The following is a 16,380-nucleotide window of genomic DNA, read 5'->3' as shown; positions in this document are numbered from 1 at the left end:
ATCGGATCAGCGGTCTCCGACTGCCTGAACGATGACGTCCGAAATTCCCGACCGTCGTCATGCGCTGGATGGCTCGCACAGCGGCTCGGGTCCGCGGTGCCGATGCCATCCGTGGCGCAAGCAGAATCCCATCTCGATTGCGAACGCATGGCCGTCATCACGATGGCTGAAACCGCACCGGCGGCGATCCTGGTTTCTCTTTGAACGAGATGGAGCGCATCCTCTGCGCATGCTACCTCATGTTGAATTTCGATCCGATCTGTGGTCAGTAGCCGCGCCACGCGATGCGCGGCCAATATCCATTCCTGAAGATCTGCCTATGAGCGAGGATATCAGCGACGGCTGGGCTGCGTCCGCGGCTGCATGGATCATCGAGCAGGGACAAGATGGCGACTATGGTCGCCGCTTCGTGCTGGACGCGCCGATGCAGGAGCGCATCGAAGGGCGCGGCTTTCGCAATGCGCTCGATGTCGGCTGCGGGGAGGGACGCTTCTGCCGCATCATGCAGCGCGCCGGCATCCGCACCATCGGTATCGATCCGACCGAGGCGTTGCTCGTGCGAGCCCGTGAGCTGGACCCGGACGGCGATTATCGCCTCGGCCGCGCCGAGACGATGGAGATTGATGCGCGTTTCGATCTGGTCGTCAGTTATCTCAGTCTGATCGACATGCCCGATCTCGATGCGGCGATCGCCAGGATAGTGGCGGCGCTGCGCCCCGGCGGTACGCTGCTGATCGCCAACCTGACGAGCTTCAACACCGCCGGCCAGCCGGAGGGCTGGACGCGTGACGGGGAGGGCACCTGGCGCTTCGCGATCGACCACTACATGGACGAGCGCCCGATCTGGGCCGCCTGGCACGGCATCCGGATCCAGAACTGGCACCGTCCGCTCAGCACCTACATGACGCTGTTGCTTGATCACGGTCTCCAGTTGCGTCTGTTCGCCGAGCCGCAGCCGACAGGCGGCAGTCCCGAGCAGGTCGCCCGTCATCGCCGCGTGCCCTTCTTCCACGTCATGGAGTGGCAGAAGCCGGCTTGAGGGTAAGGCAGGCGATTTCGGCGGCGACGGATCGCCTGTACACTGGCTCGCGACTTGGATCGAGGCTCGTCCGATGATCTCCAATCGTCCTCCCGTGCTGGCCCACCAACGTTTCCTCGCCGACCGTAAGAATTTCGAGGGTCTCGATCTTGCCGCACGATTCGAACGCATCGCGCGCACCAACCTTTGGGGCGCGGCCACTTCGGTGTCCGGCCTCGGCTCGGAGGATTCCGCGACCAGCGCGGTCTGCGAGGCGCTGCCTCCATTGCTGCGACGGCTCGGCGCGCGCTCGCTGCTGGATGCGCCCTGCGGTGATGCCGGATGGATTGGCCGGCTTGAGCTCGATATCGACTACACCGGCATCGACATCGTGCCGTCGCTGATCGAAGCCAACCGCCGGCGTGTCGCAGGCGGTGGCTCGCCGGGCCGGTTTCTCGTCGCCGACATCACGCGCGATGCGCTGCCGCGTGCGGATATCATTCTCTGCCGGGACTGCCTGGTGCATCTGAGCTTTGCGAACATAGGTCGCGCCCTCGCGCAATTTCGGATGAGCGGCGCGCGCTTCCTGCTGGTCACCACCTTTCCCGAATGGGAGGACAATCGCGATTGCGAGGACGGCGACTGGCGGGCGCTCAACATGGAGAAGGCGCCGTTCAACTGGCCCGCGCCGCACGCGCTGATCAACGAGCGCTGCGAGGAGGGCGGTGGTGGCTGGCGCGACAAGAGCCTCGGGCTGTGGCGGCTGGAGGATGTCGGATGATCGATGCCAGATGCAGTTGCGGCGCTGTTTGGTATGCTGAAGGAGTGTGTTCGAGCAATCGAAACATGCTTGGGTCGAGATCGGCGGCTCGGGAGTCGAGCACTTCGAACAGAGCAGCGCAGCAAGAGTTCAGGCTGAGGCAGGAGCATCGAGCGCCGGCGCGGCCTGTGTTCGGTCAGGGACGCTGCCTTGCGTTAGACGGCGTTCCTGTTGTCTGTATCGGTTCACCGGGAGCACGGTCCAGCGGCGGGTGAGGCCTCGCAAGTCCTACCGTTCCGGGAGGTGCGTCGTTGCTGGCGGTACGGGTATTGACGCGCTCCAACGTGACTGTCGATGCAACCACAATGGCGATGGCCAGGGCGACAGCGGACAGGGCTAAGGCTGCTCGATCATTCGGGTCCATCGCCAGACCTCCGCGAGACGGCTCTGTGGACAAAGGATAACGCCGGACCGATAACTTGGTTCTTGCGTCAGGGCACGACGCGGTCTCGGCTAAATCCATGGTGCCGGCTGAGGGGATTGAACCCCCGACCTTCGGTTTACAAAACCGCTGCTCTACCGCTGAGCTAAGCCGGCGACGCTTGAAAGCGGGGCGGGGCCGGCATATGCGCCGGTTATCCGCCCGCGCGTCGCAATATCAGACTTGGTTGGAAAGTGCCAGAACCCGCGATGATTGTTGCAGGCACGAATCAGGCGGCCCGAAGGCCGCCTGATTCATCGCGCTCACTTTCGTTGCCCTACTGGCAGATGTGCCGGCGGCCGTCTTCGCCCTTGAACCAGGTGCCTGGCGTGCAGACGAAGCCGTTGCGCTGGGCGTAGGTGCGGGTGTCCCATCCACGATTGTTCCAGCCACGGTCCCACGAATTGTCATAAGCGTAGGAATTGTCCCAGGCGCGGAATGGGGCGGTGGCAATCGCGCCGGCGGTGCCGATCGCGGCGCCGGCGACGCCCGCCGCGACGTCGGTCGGCCAGAAGCCGGTGCGGCTCCTGTTCCAGTCGTTATTCCAATCACCGTTGGTCTGGCGATAGGACACGCGGCGATGCCGATAGCCACTATCGGTGTAGGGGTTTCCGGGGCCGAGATTCTGGCAGTTGGCGTTGGGGAATTGCGCCGAGCAGCGGCCGGGATTGGTGACGATCGCCTGCGCCATGGCGGAGCCTGCCAGCATGGTAGCTGCAATCGCCGTGGCCCCGAGAAGCTTGATGTTCATGGTTCTTCGCTCCCATTTTGTTGACGGGAGCCAAACGCTGACGGCGCAGGACGTTCCGATGCAACCTTGGGATTTTCGCAGCTGGACAGTCAAACGGATGTGAGTTCGGCGGCGCTGTTCCGGCGGCGGAGCCCGCGCCGTTAACACTTCGCTAGCTTGCTTTGCAGCATTTGAGCGGCGCGCAACCCTTACGCATTAGGCTTACCGGAAATTGGTGAGCAGGCCTTAACCCTCTCTGTGTTGCGATCAGATAGCTTGGCGCCGGACAACCGGGATCCTCTCATGCGCGCTGTGATGCTCGCCGCCTTTCTCATCGGACTACCTGCAACGGCGTTTGCCGACTCCGAAATCGTCGTTCCGGGCCGTCCCGGCGTGCCGATCATCATCAACAACATCGATGCGTCCTACGCCGTGGTCGAGGGCGTCTGGGGCCTGGGCAAAAACCAGCAGGTGCAGCCCACGATCTATGGCGGACGCTATATCGCAGAGCGGCAGCCCGATAACGTTGGTCATTATTATCCGACGCTGGGCTTGCGGCCTGGCTATGGCCGGCTCGAGGTCGAGCCGCCCGCGAACCGCAAACTGCCGAAGCCAGCCGAGAGCTACCACGAGAGCTGGGGTGCGTCGTCCGCGCCGCTGCCCGTGCAGATGGACCCGCCCGTCGATCCTCCGCCGGTGATCTACGCGCCCGAGATCAACGAGCGTCCACGGCCGCCTCGGCCGCGGCCGCACACAGAGCTGCCCGGCAGGCCGCCGGGTTGAAAAACGTAAACCGAAAAAACGGAAATCAACAGGAGAGAGTAATGCGTCAGATGATTTCGGGGTTGGTTGCGGCAGCTGCCGTGACGTTCGTCGCCACCGCGTCCGCCGCGGCCTGCGGCTTCACCGCGTGCGCGCCGGTTGCGCCGGTCTATTCCGGCTGCAACACCGGCTGCGGCGGTTACGGCTACGGCTACGGCTACGGTGCCTTTGAGCGTCTCGCCGAACCGACCACACAGTATTATTACGTCAACCAGGGCCCGACCTATAGCGGTCCGGGCGCCTTCGCGCCGTATCCGACCTATCGTGAAGATGCGGTCGTCGCGCCCGCCAATTACGGCTATGGCTACGGCTATCGTGCCGCTGCAGTCGCGCCGCCGGCCGCTTATCCTTATCGCCGCCCGTACTACCGTCCGTATCGCTATGGCTACGGCCCGCGTTATGGCTATCTGCCGCGCGTGCACTATGGCCATGGTCCGCGCTATGGCTACGCCCATCGCCACGCCCCGCACTACTATGGTGGCCACCGCGCCATGCGCCGCTATTACTGATCTCTGATCGGCTAGAGCCACGAGGCGCCCGTCCGCGCGATGCGGGCGGGCGTTTTGTTGTGCTAGCGCTTCATCAGCCCAAGTCGGCTCGCGCCGACATAGAGCGCGAGCACGGCTGCGTTCGAGACGTTGAGACTCTTGATCTCGCCGGGCATGTCGAGCCGGGCCACGACGCTGCAGGTCTCGCGAGTCAATTGCCTGAGGCCCTTGCCTTCGGCTCCCAGCACCAATGCTAGTGGCTGGCGTAAGGCGACGTCGCTGATGTCCTCGCTGCCCTCGCTGTCGAGGCCGACGGTCTGGAAGCCGCGCTCGTTCAGCGCCGTCAGCGCACGGGCGAGGTTTTGCACCGTGACCGTCGGGACCAGCTCGAGCGCGCCCGAAGCGGCCTTGGCCAGAACGCCGGTCGCTTCGGGACTGTGCCGCGCCGTGGTGACGATCGCCTTCACCGCGAACGCCGCGGCGGAACGCAGGATGGCGCCGACATTGTGCGGGTCGGTGATCTGGTCGAGCACCAGCACCATGCCTTCCTGTGCCAGGGTCTCGATGTCGGGCGAGGGCAGGGGATCGGCCTCGGCCAGGAGGCCCTGGTGCACGGCGTCGGGCGACAGCAGCCGGTCGATCTCCTGCGGCCGCACGATCTCTGGCGGCACGCGGGTTTCGATGTTTTCTTCCGCTAGACGCCTTGCGGCGTTCTCGGTCAGCGTCAGCTTGCGGATCCGGCGCCGAGGGTTGGCCAGGGCCATGGTGACGGTGTGCCAGCCGTAGAGAATGACGGGGCCGTCGCCTTGCGAATCGCGGTCGCGCCAAGCCGGGCGTCCGGCCGCTTTTCCGGGCCTGTTGAATGGCTTAGCTCCGCCGCGAGCCCCCTTGGGGCCGAATTTTCGATCCTTCATGGGCTCGCTTCTGTCACGGGTTCCGGAATATGGCAATTTCGATGCCGGCGAGGGCGATTTTAGCTGCTTGCCTCGGTTGACTTTGCCCCACCGCATCGCCCATAAACGCGCCCGGTCGCGCCCCGATCCGGGTTGTCGCGGCCTTCACGTTCCATGGCCGTCTTCGGTCCGCCGGCAAGGTCCGGCCCGATTGTGCTGCCGTCGAGCGGGGGAGTGTCCCGAGTGGCAAAGGGAGCTGACTGTAAATCAGCCGCCTCATGGCTTCGCAGGTTCGAGTCCTGCCTCCCCCACCAATAACAAACTGATTTCACTGCACTTTTAGTCCGCCTTGAAGCCTGGCGGCACCCAATTTCTCTGGATTCCGTGCTGGGTCACAACTGGGTCACAGGCGGCAAGAATTTGTTCGCAAATCCGCTTCGTTGAAGCGCGCTTGAGCGAATCGGTAATTGCAACAGCGCAGCCGCAGGAGCGTCAGCGTAGCGACGGCTCGGCCGGGACGCGGGACCGACTGCGGCGCCGCGACCGGTTCAACAGAGCACCCGCAGGAGCGGCAGCATGGCGGCGCCACTCACCTTGCGGACGGGGGACCGAGTGCTCCCGGCGATGCGCACGTTTTGCTCTCATATCACAACGATCATGATCCGATCGCCAATGAGGAAATCCGAATCGATGTAGTGTGCTGGTCACCCGACAGCAGTGCCGTTCAGGTTAGCGCAGGCATCGAGCGGCCAGTTACTCTTCGGTCACATGCCGCCGACCGATACAACGACAACGAGGCTCCGTTTGCCTTCCTCCACTCGCAGAAAACCACCGAAGGTCTTCCTCGATGCAAACGTGGTGATAAGAGCTGGGAAGCCGCCAGGCAAACCGGTGATGGATGCGCTGTCAGACCTAGTTGATGCTGGCTTCATTCGTGTTCTTGTCACCGATCTCACGAAGATTGAAGTTGCCAAGAAGCACACGAATAATGACCTTGAAGAGATCGGGGCGGTTGGTCGAGCCAGATTTAGGAAACTGGTAAAGCGGACGATTGACGTCGACTTACCGGAATTGTCGGCCGATGCTCTCAGATCGAAGATCTTCGATCGATATCTCAAAGAAGTGGAGGCGATGTTCAAGAGACTGAAGGCCGCGACGTTGTCCGTGGACGAGGTCAAACCCAGCGCTGTTTTTGACGCCTATACCCATGGCAAGGGAGTCTTCAGCCGGGAGGCAAAGAAAGATCAGTTTCCGGATGGGTTCATTTTTGAGCGGCTACGACTTGAGGCCAAACCCAACGACCAGCTGGTGATTGTGTCGGACGACGGTGACTTTGCCTCGGCAGTTAGAGCCGAGAAGCACCTGAAGCATCTCAAATCCGTCGGTGATCTCTTCGAAATGCTGGGGCTTAAGCGCGAAGAAGCACCAGATATCGAATCATTTCTCGATCGAGTGAAAGACGATTTCGTCGCGCGCGTGAACGACGAGGTAGCAGATTGGGGCTTGCAAGTGTCAGATGTCGAAGACGCGGAGATCGACGATTCCACCGTCACTAATGTGGAGATCATCGACATGAATACCTATGATGCGACCCAAGACAGGGGTGAGATACTTGTCGTCGGAAGACTTAAGATGGACGTCCAGGTGTCGTTTACCCATCCAGATTGGGATACTGCCGTCTACGACAGTGAAGACAAGGTCCTAATTCCGTTCGATAAGGTTTCTGATGAAAAGGAAGTCGAACTCGAAGCGGAGTTTGCCATGACGATCGCAGTCGGAGACGATGGCAAGCCGGAAGCAATTGAACACTTCAGCTTTTCGAATGACAGCTTCATTTGGGTTCCGATTCAGGAGAGTGATTTGGACTGGCGCTGATGCCTAAATTGTTTCACCGCGTCCCCTCTAGCAATGGAGCGCATAAAAAACGTTAGCGTGGAGCGCAAAAGAACTTTGTTTGATCCGCTGGACCTCCGATCAGCAGCCGAAGAGTGCTCTCGCCCCGTTGACACCTGTCTGGTGAATCACTGCATGCGCAGGCCTTGCAGCTGGCGTAGCGTATTCGCCCCAGCTCTTGTAGTTCTGATGACAGCTCTGCTGGGACGCCGACACGCCTGGCTAGGTCGCAGAAGAATTAGCAGTCTTGGGAGTCAGAAGTCATCTCACGTTAGAACGCCATCCTTGAAGGTGGTTCTCATAGGTTTGTCTTGATTTCATCGAGCTTTGGGACAACCATTGCGTGTAGGAGATTTTCTGGACATGTGGGGCTGCTTTGAAAGTTAACGAGCTTGCGATTAAGAATTTTCGGGGGGTGAGGACCGCGACACTTCTCCTCCCGGATCATGCCGTTCTGATTGGCGACAACAATGTCGGCAAATCAACAGTCCTTGAAGCGCTCGATCTCGTCCTTGGACCCGACCGGCTGTCGCGTCCGTCACCGATCGACGAACACGATTTTCACCTCGGGCAATATCTTGCCTCGACTGAGGGCGACGGGGCGAAAGAGAGCCACAAGTCGCCTCGCATTACCGTGACAGCGACGGTTGCTGGCCTTACCGACGAACAGCAGGTTCATTTCGCTGACTACGTCGAGTGGTGGGATCCGTCCAAGCAAGCTCTATACACTGCGGCAGATGCGAAGGGCCTTGATGCCTCGCCCGCCGTTCCCGCCCTGCGGGTAACTTTTGTCGGCTGGTACGATACCACTGAGGACGACTTCGTGGGTCGGACATATTTCACGCGCTCCCTTGACGAGAATGAGGCGCCCGCATCCTTCACCAAGAACGACAAGCAAAAGTGCGGTTTCCTCTATCTCCGTTCGATCCGGACCGGGACGCGAGCCCTTAGCCTTGAGCGGGGAAGCCTTCTCGACATCATTCTACGTCTCAAGGAGATAAGGCCAAAGATGTGGGAAGCCACACTGGCCGAACTGTCGGCGTTTGACGTCGCGAGCGATCCCGAGCTTGGCATATCGGGTGTGCTGGGCAGCATTGATGCGGCTCTCAAAAAGTATGTGCCACGCGAATGGGGTATCCAGCCTCACCTGCGGGTTTCAGCGCTCACGCGACGGCATTTGCGGGAGGTCATTACAGCATTCATCGCGACAGGGAACGGCCCCCATTCTGCACCGTTCTTCCGCCAGGGGACCGGTACGATCAACATGCTGCTTCTTGCGATGCTCTCGCAGATCGCCGAGGACAAGCAGAACGTGATTTTCGCAATGGAAGAGCCGGAAACCGCCATCCCGCCTTATGCGCAGAAGCGCATCGTGCATGAATTGCGCAAGCTGTCGGCACAGACGATTTTCACCTCTCATTCGCCGTACGTGCTCGAGGAATTCGCGCCTAATGAGACAGTCGTTCTTAATCGCTTTGATAATGGCGAACTCGGGCAGGCGACGGTGGTCTTGCCCGATAGCGTCAAGCTAAAGCGGTATCGGCAGCAATTCCGCACGCGATTTTGCGAGGGCTTGTTATCACGACGCGTGTTGCTAGCGGAAGGCGCGACCGAGGCAACGGCGCTGCCTGCGGCAGCGCGGCGACTTAGCGAGCTGAAACCCGCGACCTACGTGTCCCTGGAAGCACTCGGGATCGCGGTCTTGGACGCTGGATCGGAAACGCAGATCGCCGATCTAGCAAAATTGTACAAGAGCCTCGGGAAAGAAACCTTCGCCTTTTGCGACCAACAACCCAGCGATCGAAAGGACGTTATCGAGGCCGAGGTCAAGGCGCTGTTTATGCACGGCGAGATAGGTCTCGAAGACCTCGTCTTCAAGAACACGCCTTAAACCGCTCTGGAGAGGTTTGCGGTGACGCTCGAATGGCCGCAGCATCTCAAGGCGAAGTATCCCGACGTCAAAAAGAATACGAGCGAGGCGCTCAAGGATTACTTCGCCTGGTCGAAGGGAAACTGGGGATTGGCCGATTTCCTTGCGCAATGCTCCGAGGCAGAGATTCCCAAATGGCTTCGCGACGTTTGCATCGCGCTAGTGGGGTTTTGCCAGCCCCCGGCCACACCTGCGGCCTCCAAGGGAGGCGCTGGGTAACTCGTGGTCAAGCTCACCCAGACGCAGGAAGACATTCTCGGAGCGGACGGGCACCTTTTGGTAACGGGAGGGCCAGGTTCTGGGAAAACCAGCATAGCCATTTTGAAGGCAGCGCGCCTTTCCTGTGGGCTTATGCCCGCCCAGTCAATCTTGTTCCTAAGCTTTGCGCGAGCGACGGTCGCGCGGGTTCTCGAAGCAATCGACCAGGATGAAAAGATATCGGAGGACGCCAGGTCACGGATTGAGGTGGATACCTACCATGCGTTTTTCTGGGCGGCTACTCAAAACCCACGGGTATCTGGTCGGCCTTCCGCGGCGGCTCACGTTGATGACGCCGCAAAACGAGGCCGTCGCGCTATCCGCGATACGTCGGGCGTACAAGGCCGATTCAAAGCTCTCCGACGCCGAGCTCGCCGAGAAGCGGCGGCTCGAAGAGGCTGAGCGGACCCGCCTTGCCGAGCAGGAGGGATGCGTCTGCTTTGGTGCGTTCGCGCCGTATGTTGGCAAGCTGCTTCATGCGTCCAATAAAGTCCGAAGACTGGTGGCGATGGCATTTCCTGTGATTATTTTGGATGAGTTTCAGGACACCACGGCCGATCAATGGAACGTGGTGAAGGCGCTCGGCACAGGTAGCACGCTAATCGCGCTAGCGGATCCCGAGCAGCGCATTTTCGAATTTGCGGGCGCCGAAGCTAAGCGTCTCCAGCAATTCAAGGACACATTTCATCCGGCGGTGTTCGACCTGAACGGCGATAATCATCGGAGCAAGGGAACCGAAATCGCGACCTTCGCGGACGAGGTTCTGCATGGAAATTTCAGCAAGGACAGCTACAGCGGCGTACAGTTCGTTGGCTACGAGCCGAATGAGAATCAGGCATTTGCCGCCCTGCGAGGGCAGACCATACGGGCGCGCGCGCGGAGGTTTAAGGCTGGCCGGGACAACTGGACGGTGGCGGTCCTGGTCCCGACGAAGCGAATGACGCGTCGCGTCTCCGACTCGTTCCGCGAAGGGCTTGGATCGATGCCGCCGTTGAGCCATACGGCTGCCGTGGACATGGACGCCGCCATTCTTGCCGCCGAACTGATCTCGTATCTAATACAACAGGTCCCAGGCACCGCAGGACTCGAAGGCTCCGTCGAGCTGGTGTGTGCGTTCTATCGTGGCAAGGACGGTGAAACGCCCTCAAAGACAAGCCTTGATGAAGCAGACAGAATACGCGCCGCATTCGAGCGGTGGGTCGAAAAGGAGGCGGCCGGCCTCCCACTGGCCGCGAGGAGCATGTTCCACGCGATGCGGGAAGCTCTTGCTGAGACACAGGCTGTGGTTCTCAGAGGTGACCCCGACACCGACTGGCTTGCGATTCGCTCCGTGCTGGAAAACAGCGGCTGTCCGCGGCTCAGAGAGATCGCTGGTGAAGCGCGCAACATTCGTTTGCTCGAACGAGGAACAGTGCTGCGCCAACAGTTGTCAGAGGATTGGAGAGCGAACGGCTCATACCGAAATGCGCTTGCTATTACACGACAGGCCTTCGTACGGGAGCATTTCGCGATCGCAAGCCGACCGGAGCGCGGCATTATTGTAATGAACATGCATAAGGCCAAAGGGAAGCAGTTCGATGAGGTCATCATCTTCGACGGCTGGCCCTACCGAGCTGGGAAAAAAATCGTCTCAAATCCTGACCGGATCGTGCGCAACAACGAGGTGACCGGGGACATGGGTCAGCAGCGGCAAAATTTACGGGTAAGCATCACGCGTGCGCGCGTGCAAACAACGATACTGACGCCGAAAGGTGATCCTTGCGTGTTGATGCTTCCCAAAAAGGCGTAGCGGGCCGATACCGCGACCAAAGCTACCCCACGCGCTTAAAGCCTTTGCCCAGTGAGCGCCTTGGCGTAGGCAGTTGCTTTGCCTCGCAAAGAGAGAACTCCTCGCTGGATGCGCTCAGCAAGAATGGCTATGTTGCATTGTATTACTGGAACGCAAATGCTGAAGAGCGCTCTCAACCATCTTTTAACCAACGTGATCCCTGCTGCGCAGGACTATCATCGCGCCGAAACGGAATTGTCTGCGGCGTTTGACCAAAACTCTGAGCCCGCCCATTGGACCGTGGCCGGCCAGCACGCCAAACGGCGCGCGGCCGAAGTTGCTTTGGCAATCGATGGTCTTGCCGATCGAGCAGCCAGCGACCTCGGCATCTCGCCGGAGGAGGTGCGCAAAGCGGTAGCTGCGCTTTGCGTAATCGACGGCGCAGCGCGCCCTGGAAGTATCGAGCGGGTCTGTGCAGTCGCGAATGCCTACAAGCACGCCGGTCCGTTGCGTGGTAAGCACCCAATCGCTTCAGAGTCCGACATCCTTGCCGCGGGGGCGGGCTTTGGAATAGACGGCTATGGCATTGGCAAATTCGGCGGGGTTGAGATTTTGGTGACGGATCGCGATGGCACCGTGCGAAAATTCCTCGGCGATGTACCCTGGGCCATTGCGGGATGGTTTCGGTTTCTTGTAGGACGCGCGGCACTGCCGCGAGAAGAGTACCGCGTGTGCGGTCTTTGCGTAAAAGCTGCCGATCCTGCGGCCCCAGCGGACGGCTCGGAGCGGTGAACCTCTCATGCCGACAATCGCATCATCAAATGTTCCAACTCCCAAGTCTTGGGATGAGTTCGAGGACATCACGCTTGCTGCGGCCAAGCTTCGTTGGAATTCGTCTGATTTCTACCGGAATGGGCGACCGGGCCAGAAGCAGGATGGCGTCGATATTTGGGGGCATGACGATGACAATCGTCAACTTGGGGTTCAGTGCAAGAATACAGTGAACGGCATATCGCTTGCGACGGTCGAAGCCGAGATTGCCAATGCTCAAGCGTTCGAGCCAAAGCTGGATCGTCTCTACGTCGCCACCACGGCAAAGCGCGATGCAGTCCTGCAGAAGAAGGTTCGTGAGATATCTGAGCAGCGGGCCAAGGCAGGTGTTTTCAAGGTCGATCTGTTGTTTTGGGATGACATTTCCCAGGATTTGGCCAAAGATGACGACGTCTTTTTCCGACATTACCCGCAGTTTAGACAGGGCACCGATCCGGTTAGGGATCACGACAAGAAGCTATTTGACGAACTGATTGCGCTGCTCTCGTCAGACGGTGTCATTGGCTTTATCGATCGCTTCAACATGGCGGGTTGGCTCTTTCAAGATAGCGAGCTCGATCCGCTTTCCGAATTTCACGCGCGGTGGAGCGCGCCAGAGCGCCAGTTCATCACGCCTGAGCTTGAAGCAGCTCGGAAGGCGCTTTGGTCGAAAGCGAGAGACTATCTGCGGGTGATCGCCATTGAGACCTTTCCGGCTAACACGCCCGGATGGAGGTCTGTGCCGGAGGAATGGGAAGATGAGCAGCCGGAGCGCTTCCGTCGCGTCGTGAAGGAGCTTCACACCCTCGCAGGCGAAATCGTTCAGTTGCATGCCGAGCTTGTGCGTGTCGGCCAGGAGCGCCTGATCAGGAGCCGAGAGTAGATGGTCTGGACGAGATCACGTTTTGCACCACTAGCATCCGCCAACCGGTGCGGCCAGTCGGGAAAAATCTCCGATGTACACGTTTGAAGATATCAAGCCGGGCGCGCGTCTGCGTGGTCTCGATCCTGCCGGTGTGGCGGAGGTCGTCCAAGTCGCTCGGTTCGGGCCCGATGCATTGAACCTCGTTTTTCGAGTGGATGGCCGGGTTGGCGAGCGTCTCGTCTACAGAGGCGAAGAGAGCGGCTTCGAATTCTTGGATTTCGGGAGGAGCTACGCGTTCGATGCGGACGGCGGACTTCTTCGCCTCGCCTCAGAGGCCTATCGCATCCGACTTGCCTACCTGTTCGACCCCTATCTGGCGGTCAGTGCTTCCCAAATCGAGGCGCTGCCCCATCAGATCACGGCCGTCTACGGAGAAATGCTGCCGCGCCAGCCGCTGCGGTTCTTACTCGCCGATGACCCCGGCGCGGGTAAGACGGTTATGGCCGGCCTGCTCATTAAGGAGCTTCTCATCCGGGGTGATCTTGAGCGCTGCCTCATTGTCGCGCCGGGCAGTCTCGTCGAGCAATGGCAGGACGAGCTGTCCGAAAAGTTTGGCCTCTCTTTCGAAATTCTCACCCGCGACCAAACCGAAGCCTCCGTCACCGGCAATCCTTTTATCGAAAAACACCGCATCATATTGCGGCTTGATATGGCCGCTCGTTCAGACGAGCTCAAAGCAAAGCTTCAGGCGGCGCCGGACTGGGATCTCGTAATTTGTGACGAAGCCCACCGAATGGCGGCTTCATATTTCGGCGGCGAGGTCAAGGAAACTCAGCGCCACAAGCTGGGCAAACTTCTCGGAAATCGAACGCGCAACCTGCTTCTTATGTCGGCGACGCCGCACAATGGCAAAGAAGCCGATTTTCAGCTCTTTATGGGACTTCTCGATGCCGACCGTTTCGAGGGTCGCTTTCGAGAAGGCGTTCACAAGGCAGATGTCTCCGACATGATGCGGCGTCTCACCAAGGAGGAGCTTTATCGGTTCGACGGTACGCCTCTATTTCCTGAGCGCCGCGCTTACACGGCAAGCTACTCGTTGTCTCCGGCTGAAACCGACCTCTATCAAGCAGTCACGATGTATGTTCGTGAGGAAATGAACCGGGCCGATCGAACCGGCGATGATAAGCGGCGTATGAACGTGGGGTTCGCCCTGCAGATCCTGCAGCGCCGACTGGCTTCCTCGCCTGCCGCTATTCACCGCTCGTTGGAGCGGCGACGCAAGCGACTTGAGGAGCGGCTCCGAGAAGAGAGATTGATGCGTCAGGGCAGCTCTACTTTGACCCGGGGAGCGTCGCTGCCCACCTTTGACCCGAATGATATCGATGAGGTGCCTGGTGCTGAGGCGGAACAGGCCGAGGAGCAGATTCTCGATCAGGCTACAGCTGCTCAGACCCTAGCGGAGCTGGAAGCCGAAATCGCGATCCTGAGCGACCTCGAAAATCGAGCTCTTCGTCTTAAGCTCTCTGGGCAAGACGCCAAATGGCGCGAGCTCGAATCGATTCTCGACGAGCCGATTATGGTCGATCCTGCAACCGGGCTTCGCCGAAAGATTCTCATCTTCACCGAGCCCAAAGACACTCTCGAATACCTCCAACAGAAGATCACTGCGCGGATTGGCGATCCGGCAGCGGTGGTTGTGATCCATGGCGGCGTCGCGCGGGAAGCCCGTCGTGCAGCAATTGCCGCGTTCAATTCCGATCCAGTCGTGCGTGTCATGATTGCGAACGACGCGGCAGGCGAAGGCGTGAACCTTCAGCGCGGTGCGCACCTGATGGTCAACTACGATCTGCCCTGGAATCCAAACCGATTGGAGCAGCGCTTTGGTCGTATTCACCGCATTGGCCAGACCGAGGTCTGTCACCTTTGGAGCCTGTGCGCGTCCAATACGCGTGAGGGTGAGGTTTATCGCCGACTTCTTGAAAAGCTTGAAGAGGCCCGCGTGGCACTCGGGGGCAAGGTTTACGATGTTCTTGGAGAGCTGTTCGAAGGGCATGCTCTTCGAGATCTGTTGGTCGATGCAATCCGATACGGTGATCGACCAGAGAAGAAGGCAGAGCTCTTCCGAGTGGTGGATGGTGCGGTCGACGTCGGCGCGATTGAAAGATTGGTGGCCGAGCGGAAGCTGACCTCTGAAGGTATGGATCCGAAGGTGGTCGGGGCCATTCGCGAGGAGATGGAGCGCGCGCAGGCACGGCGACTTCAACCACATTTCATCAGCGCATTTTTTCGCGAAGCGTTCGCGCTGCTCGGTGGTCGGATGGCAGAGCGCGAAAATGGTCGGTTTGAAATCACGCGCGTACCCTCAATTCTTAAGGAGCGCGACCGCCTCATCGGGCGCGGGGACCCGATTCTTGATCGCTACGCGCGCGTAACATTTGAGAAGGACCTCATTAGCGGTCATCCGCAGGCTGAACTCTTGGGCCCTGGGCACCCACTCCTCGATGCTGTGGTGGACGTTATCCTTGAACGGTTCCAACCGCTCCTGTCGCAGGGCGGGGTCTTAGTCGACGATACCGACGACGGCACTGACCTGCGGCTCCTCGTCTATCTCGAACACGCAGTACGCGACGGGCGCACTGTCAAATCACTCGATCCTCGTATCGTTTCTCAGCGCCTTCAATTCATCTATCTGACGGAACACGGGAGTGCGATCGATGGAGGGCCAGCGCCTTATCTCGACTGCCGTCCAATCAAGCCTGAAGAAAGGGAGCTGATCACAGATGACCTCGGGGCGCCGTGGTTCTCGGGCAAGGTCGAGGACGGCGCGCTCGCCTATGCTGTCGCCAATCTAGTTCCCAATCACCTGGCCGAAGTGAAGCGAAGACGTATTGCCGAGATCGACAAGATTGAACGCGAGGTCAGGACGCGCCTCACACGCGAGATCAACTACTGGGATGCGCGAGCTGCACGGCTCCGAGAGGAGGAGCGCGCTGGTAAAGAACAACGTGTCAACGCTCAAAACGCTGAAGCCACAGCGGCACGCCTGGTTGAACGGCTTCACAAACGGCAGGCAGAGCTCGATCGCGAACGGCAGATTTCAGCCCTGCCGCCGGTCCTCAAGGGTGCGGCGCTTGTCGTGCCGGCGGGCCTACTCAGAAGCAGGCAGATGACCATCACTGCTAGTCAGCAGGCGGACGGCTTCTCGGATGATCCAGCTACGCGCGCGCTAATCGAAAAGCTCGCAATGGATGCCGTCATGGCTGCCGAACGAGCTCTCGGCAACAAGCCCCGTGACGTTTCCGCCGAGAAAAAAGGATACGATATTGAAAGCAGCGATCCGCATTCAGGCCATCTCCGGTTCCTCGAAGTGAAAGGGCGGCACGTCGATGGCCGCGAGGTGATCCTTACGAAAAATGAGATCTTGGCTTCTCTCAACGCACCAGACGGCTTCATCCTCGCAATCGTTCAAGTCGAGCGCGGTTTTGCACACCAGCCGGTCTATGTCCGGCGATTTTTCAACCGTGAGCTGGGATTTGCGGAAACGGCGGTGGTCTTTGCACTGGCCGATCTGCTATCGCTAGGATCAGGGCCCTCTTGAGGCCCTGATTCTGGGGGAACCAGCCCGTCACGGCCTGACATCGGCTAATTTCCCTTGCGTTTTCAA

Annotated in this window: 13 protein-coding genes, 2 tRNA genes and 1 pseudogene; 13 read left to right on the top strand and 3 right to left on the bottom strand. The window is 59.8% G+C overall.

Annotated features, from left to right (window positions below; genetic code table 11):
* The first annotated feature begins 319 nt into the window (after positions 1-319).
* Together ABIG06_RS36035 and ABIG06_RS36030 are read left to right on the top strand one after the other, a co-directional pair.
* Positions 320-1,039 carry a class I SAM-dependent methyltransferase gene (locus tag ABIG06_RS36035; protein WP_124158308.1) on the top strand — a complete coding sequence of 240 codons (720 nt, stop codon included), beginning with the start codon at positions 320-322 and terminating at the stop codon, positions 1,037-1,039.
* Between the two features lie 73 nt (positions 1,040-1,112).
* Positions 1,113-1,799: a class I SAM-dependent methyltransferase gene (locus ABIG06_RS36030; RefSeq protein ID WP_370140413.1), complete on the top strand. Its 687-nt coding sequence runs from the start codon at positions 1,113-1,115 to the stop codon at positions 1,797-1,799.
* 501 nt (positions 1,800-2,300) lie between these two features.
* Here the strand turns inward: ABIG06_RS36030 and ABIG06_RS36025 are convergent.
* Positions 2,301-2,375, bottom strand: a tRNA-Thr gene (locus ABIG06_RS36025).
* 161 nt (positions 2,376-2,536) lie between these two features.
* Complete coding sequence (locus ABIG06_RS36020) at positions 2,537-3,010, bottom strand: hypothetical protein (RefSeq protein WP_370140412.1); 474 nt, start codon at positions 3,008-3,010, stop codon at positions 2,537-2,539.
* Between the two features lie 282 nt (positions 3,011-3,292).
* Here ABIG06_RS36020 and ABIG06_RS36015 point away from each other — a divergent pair, with 282 nt between their 5' ends.
* Entirely contained in the window at positions 3,293-3,772 is a 480-nt protein-coding gene (locus tag ABIG06_RS36015; RefSeq protein WP_370140411.1) for a hypothetical protein, read from the top strand.
* 41 nt (positions 3,773-3,813) lie between these two features.
* Positions 3,814-4,320, top strand: coding sequence for a hypothetical protein (locus ABIG06_RS36010; RefSeq protein ID WP_370140410.1), 507 nt, complete (start codon positions 3,814-3,816; stop codon positions 4,318-4,320).
* 62 nt (positions 4,321-4,382) lie between these two features.
* On the opposite strand, the gene rlmB is transcribed toward ABIG06_RS36010, so the two are convergent.
* Positions 4,383-5,213 carry a 23S rRNA (guanosine(2251)-2'-O)-methyltransferase RlmB gene (gene rlmB, locus ABIG06_RS36005; protein ID WP_370140409.1) on the bottom strand — a complete coding sequence of 277 codons (831 nt, stop codon included), beginning with the start codon at positions 5,211-5,213 and terminating at the stop codon, positions 4,383-4,385.
* Positions 5,214-5,420: 207 nt separating this feature from the next.
* Between rlmB and ABIG06_RS36000 the strand changes: the two genes are divergently transcribed.
* The 9 genes and pseudogenes from ABIG06_RS36000 to ABIG06_RS35960 all read left to right on the top strand — a co-directional run bounded on the left by ABIG06_RS36000 (position 5,421) and on the right by ABIG06_RS35960 (position 16,314).
* A tRNA-Tyr gene (locus ABIG06_RS36000) sits at positions 5,421-5,506 on the top strand.
* Positions 5,507-5,996: 490 nt separating this feature from the next.
* Complete coding sequence (locus tag ABIG06_RS35995) at positions 5,997-7,067, top strand: PIN domain-containing protein (protein ID WP_370140408.1); 1,071 nt, start codon at positions 5,997-5,999, stop codon at positions 7,065-7,067.
* A gap of 394 nt (positions 7,068-7,461) precedes the next feature.
* Entirely contained in the window at positions 7,462-8,976 is a 1,515-nt protein-coding gene (locus ABIG06_RS35990) for an ATP-dependent nuclease (RefSeq protein ID WP_370140407.1), read from the top strand.
* Between the two features lie 21 nt (positions 8,977-8,997).
* Complete coding sequence (locus ABIG06_RS35985) at positions 8,998-9,234, top strand: hypothetical protein (protein ID WP_370140406.1); 237 nt, start codon at positions 8,998-9,000, stop codon at positions 9,232-9,234.
* Between the two features lie 3 nt (positions 9,235-9,237).
* Positions 9,238-9,441: pseudogene (locus ABIG06_RS35980) on the top strand (UvrD-helicase domain-containing protein); the annotation flags it as partial.
* 52 nt (positions 9,442-9,493) lie between these two features.
* Positions 9,494-11,062 carry a UvrD-helicase domain-containing protein gene (locus ABIG06_RS35975; RefSeq protein ID WP_370140405.1) on the top strand — a complete coding sequence of 523 codons (1,569 nt, stop codon included), beginning with the start codon at positions 9,494-9,496 and terminating at the stop codon, positions 11,060-11,062.
* Between the two features lie 156 nt (positions 11,063-11,218).
* Positions 11,219-11,833 carry a hypothetical protein gene (locus ABIG06_RS35970; protein WP_370140404.1) on the top strand — a complete coding sequence of 205 codons (615 nt, stop codon included), beginning with the start codon at positions 11,219-11,221 and terminating at the stop codon, positions 11,831-11,833.
* A 7-nt stretch (positions 11,834-11,840) separates the two neighbouring features.
* Entirely contained in the window at positions 11,841-12,734 is an 894-nt protein-coding gene (locus ABIG06_RS35965; protein ID WP_370140403.1) for a hypothetical protein, read from the top strand.
* Between the two features lie 73 nt (positions 12,735-12,807).
* Positions 12,808-16,314, top strand: a complete 3,507-nt coding sequence (locus ABIG06_RS35960) for a helicase-related protein (RefSeq protein ID WP_370140402.1) — start codon at positions 12,808-12,810, stop codon at positions 16,312-16,314.
* Positions 16,315-16,380: the final 66 nt, after the last annotated feature.

It is taken from the genome of Bradyrhizobium sp. USDA 326 (genome assembly GCF_049739485.1).
Taxonomy (GTDB): domain Bacteria; phylum Pseudomonadota; class Alphaproteobacteria; order Rhizobiales; family Xanthobacteraceae; genus Bradyrhizobium.
This window is presented reverse-complemented; position numbering and strand designations above follow the sequence as displayed.

Bases quoted from the DNA above. Each gene is read 5' to 3' on its own strand.
- ABIG06_RS36035 (WP_124158308.1), top strand. From the start codon at position 320: ATGAGCGAGGATATCAGCGACGGCTGGGCTGCGTCCGCGGCTGCATGG.
- ABIG06_RS36030 (WP_370140413.1), top strand. From the start codon at position 1,113: ATGATCTCCAATCGTCCTCCCGTGCTGGCCCACCAACGTTTCCTCGCC.
- ABIG06_RS36020 (WP_370140412.1), bottom strand. From the start codon at position 3,010: ATGAACATCAAGCTTCTCGGGGCCACGGCGATTGCAGCTACCATGCTG.
- ABIG06_RS36015 (WP_370140411.1), top strand. From the start codon at position 3,293: ATGCGCGCTGTGATGCTCGCCGCCTTTCTCATCGGACTACCTGCAACG.
- ABIG06_RS36010 (WP_370140410.1), top strand. From the start codon at position 3,814: ATGCGTCAGATGATTTCGGGGTTGGTTGCGGCAGCTGCCGTGACGTTC.
- rlmB (WP_370140409.1), bottom strand. From the start codon at position 5,213: ATGAAGGATCGAAAATTCGGCCCCAAGGGGGCTCGCGGCGGAGCTAAG.
- ABIG06_RS35975 (WP_370140405.1), top strand. From the start codon at position 9,494: ATGCGTTTTTCTGGGCGGCTACTCAAAACCCACGGGTATCTGGTCGGC.
- ABIG06_RS35970 (WP_370140404.1), top strand. From the start codon at position 11,219: ATGCTGAAGAGCGCTCTCAACCATCTTTTAACCAACGTGATCCCTGCT.
- ABIG06_RS35965 (WP_370140403.1), top strand. From the start codon at position 11,841: ATGCCGACAATCGCATCATCAAATGTTCCAACTCCCAAGTCTTGGGAT.
- ABIG06_RS35960 (WP_370140402.1), top strand. From the start codon at position 12,808: ATGTACACGTTTGAAGATATCAAGCCGGGCGCGCGTCTGCGTGGTCTC.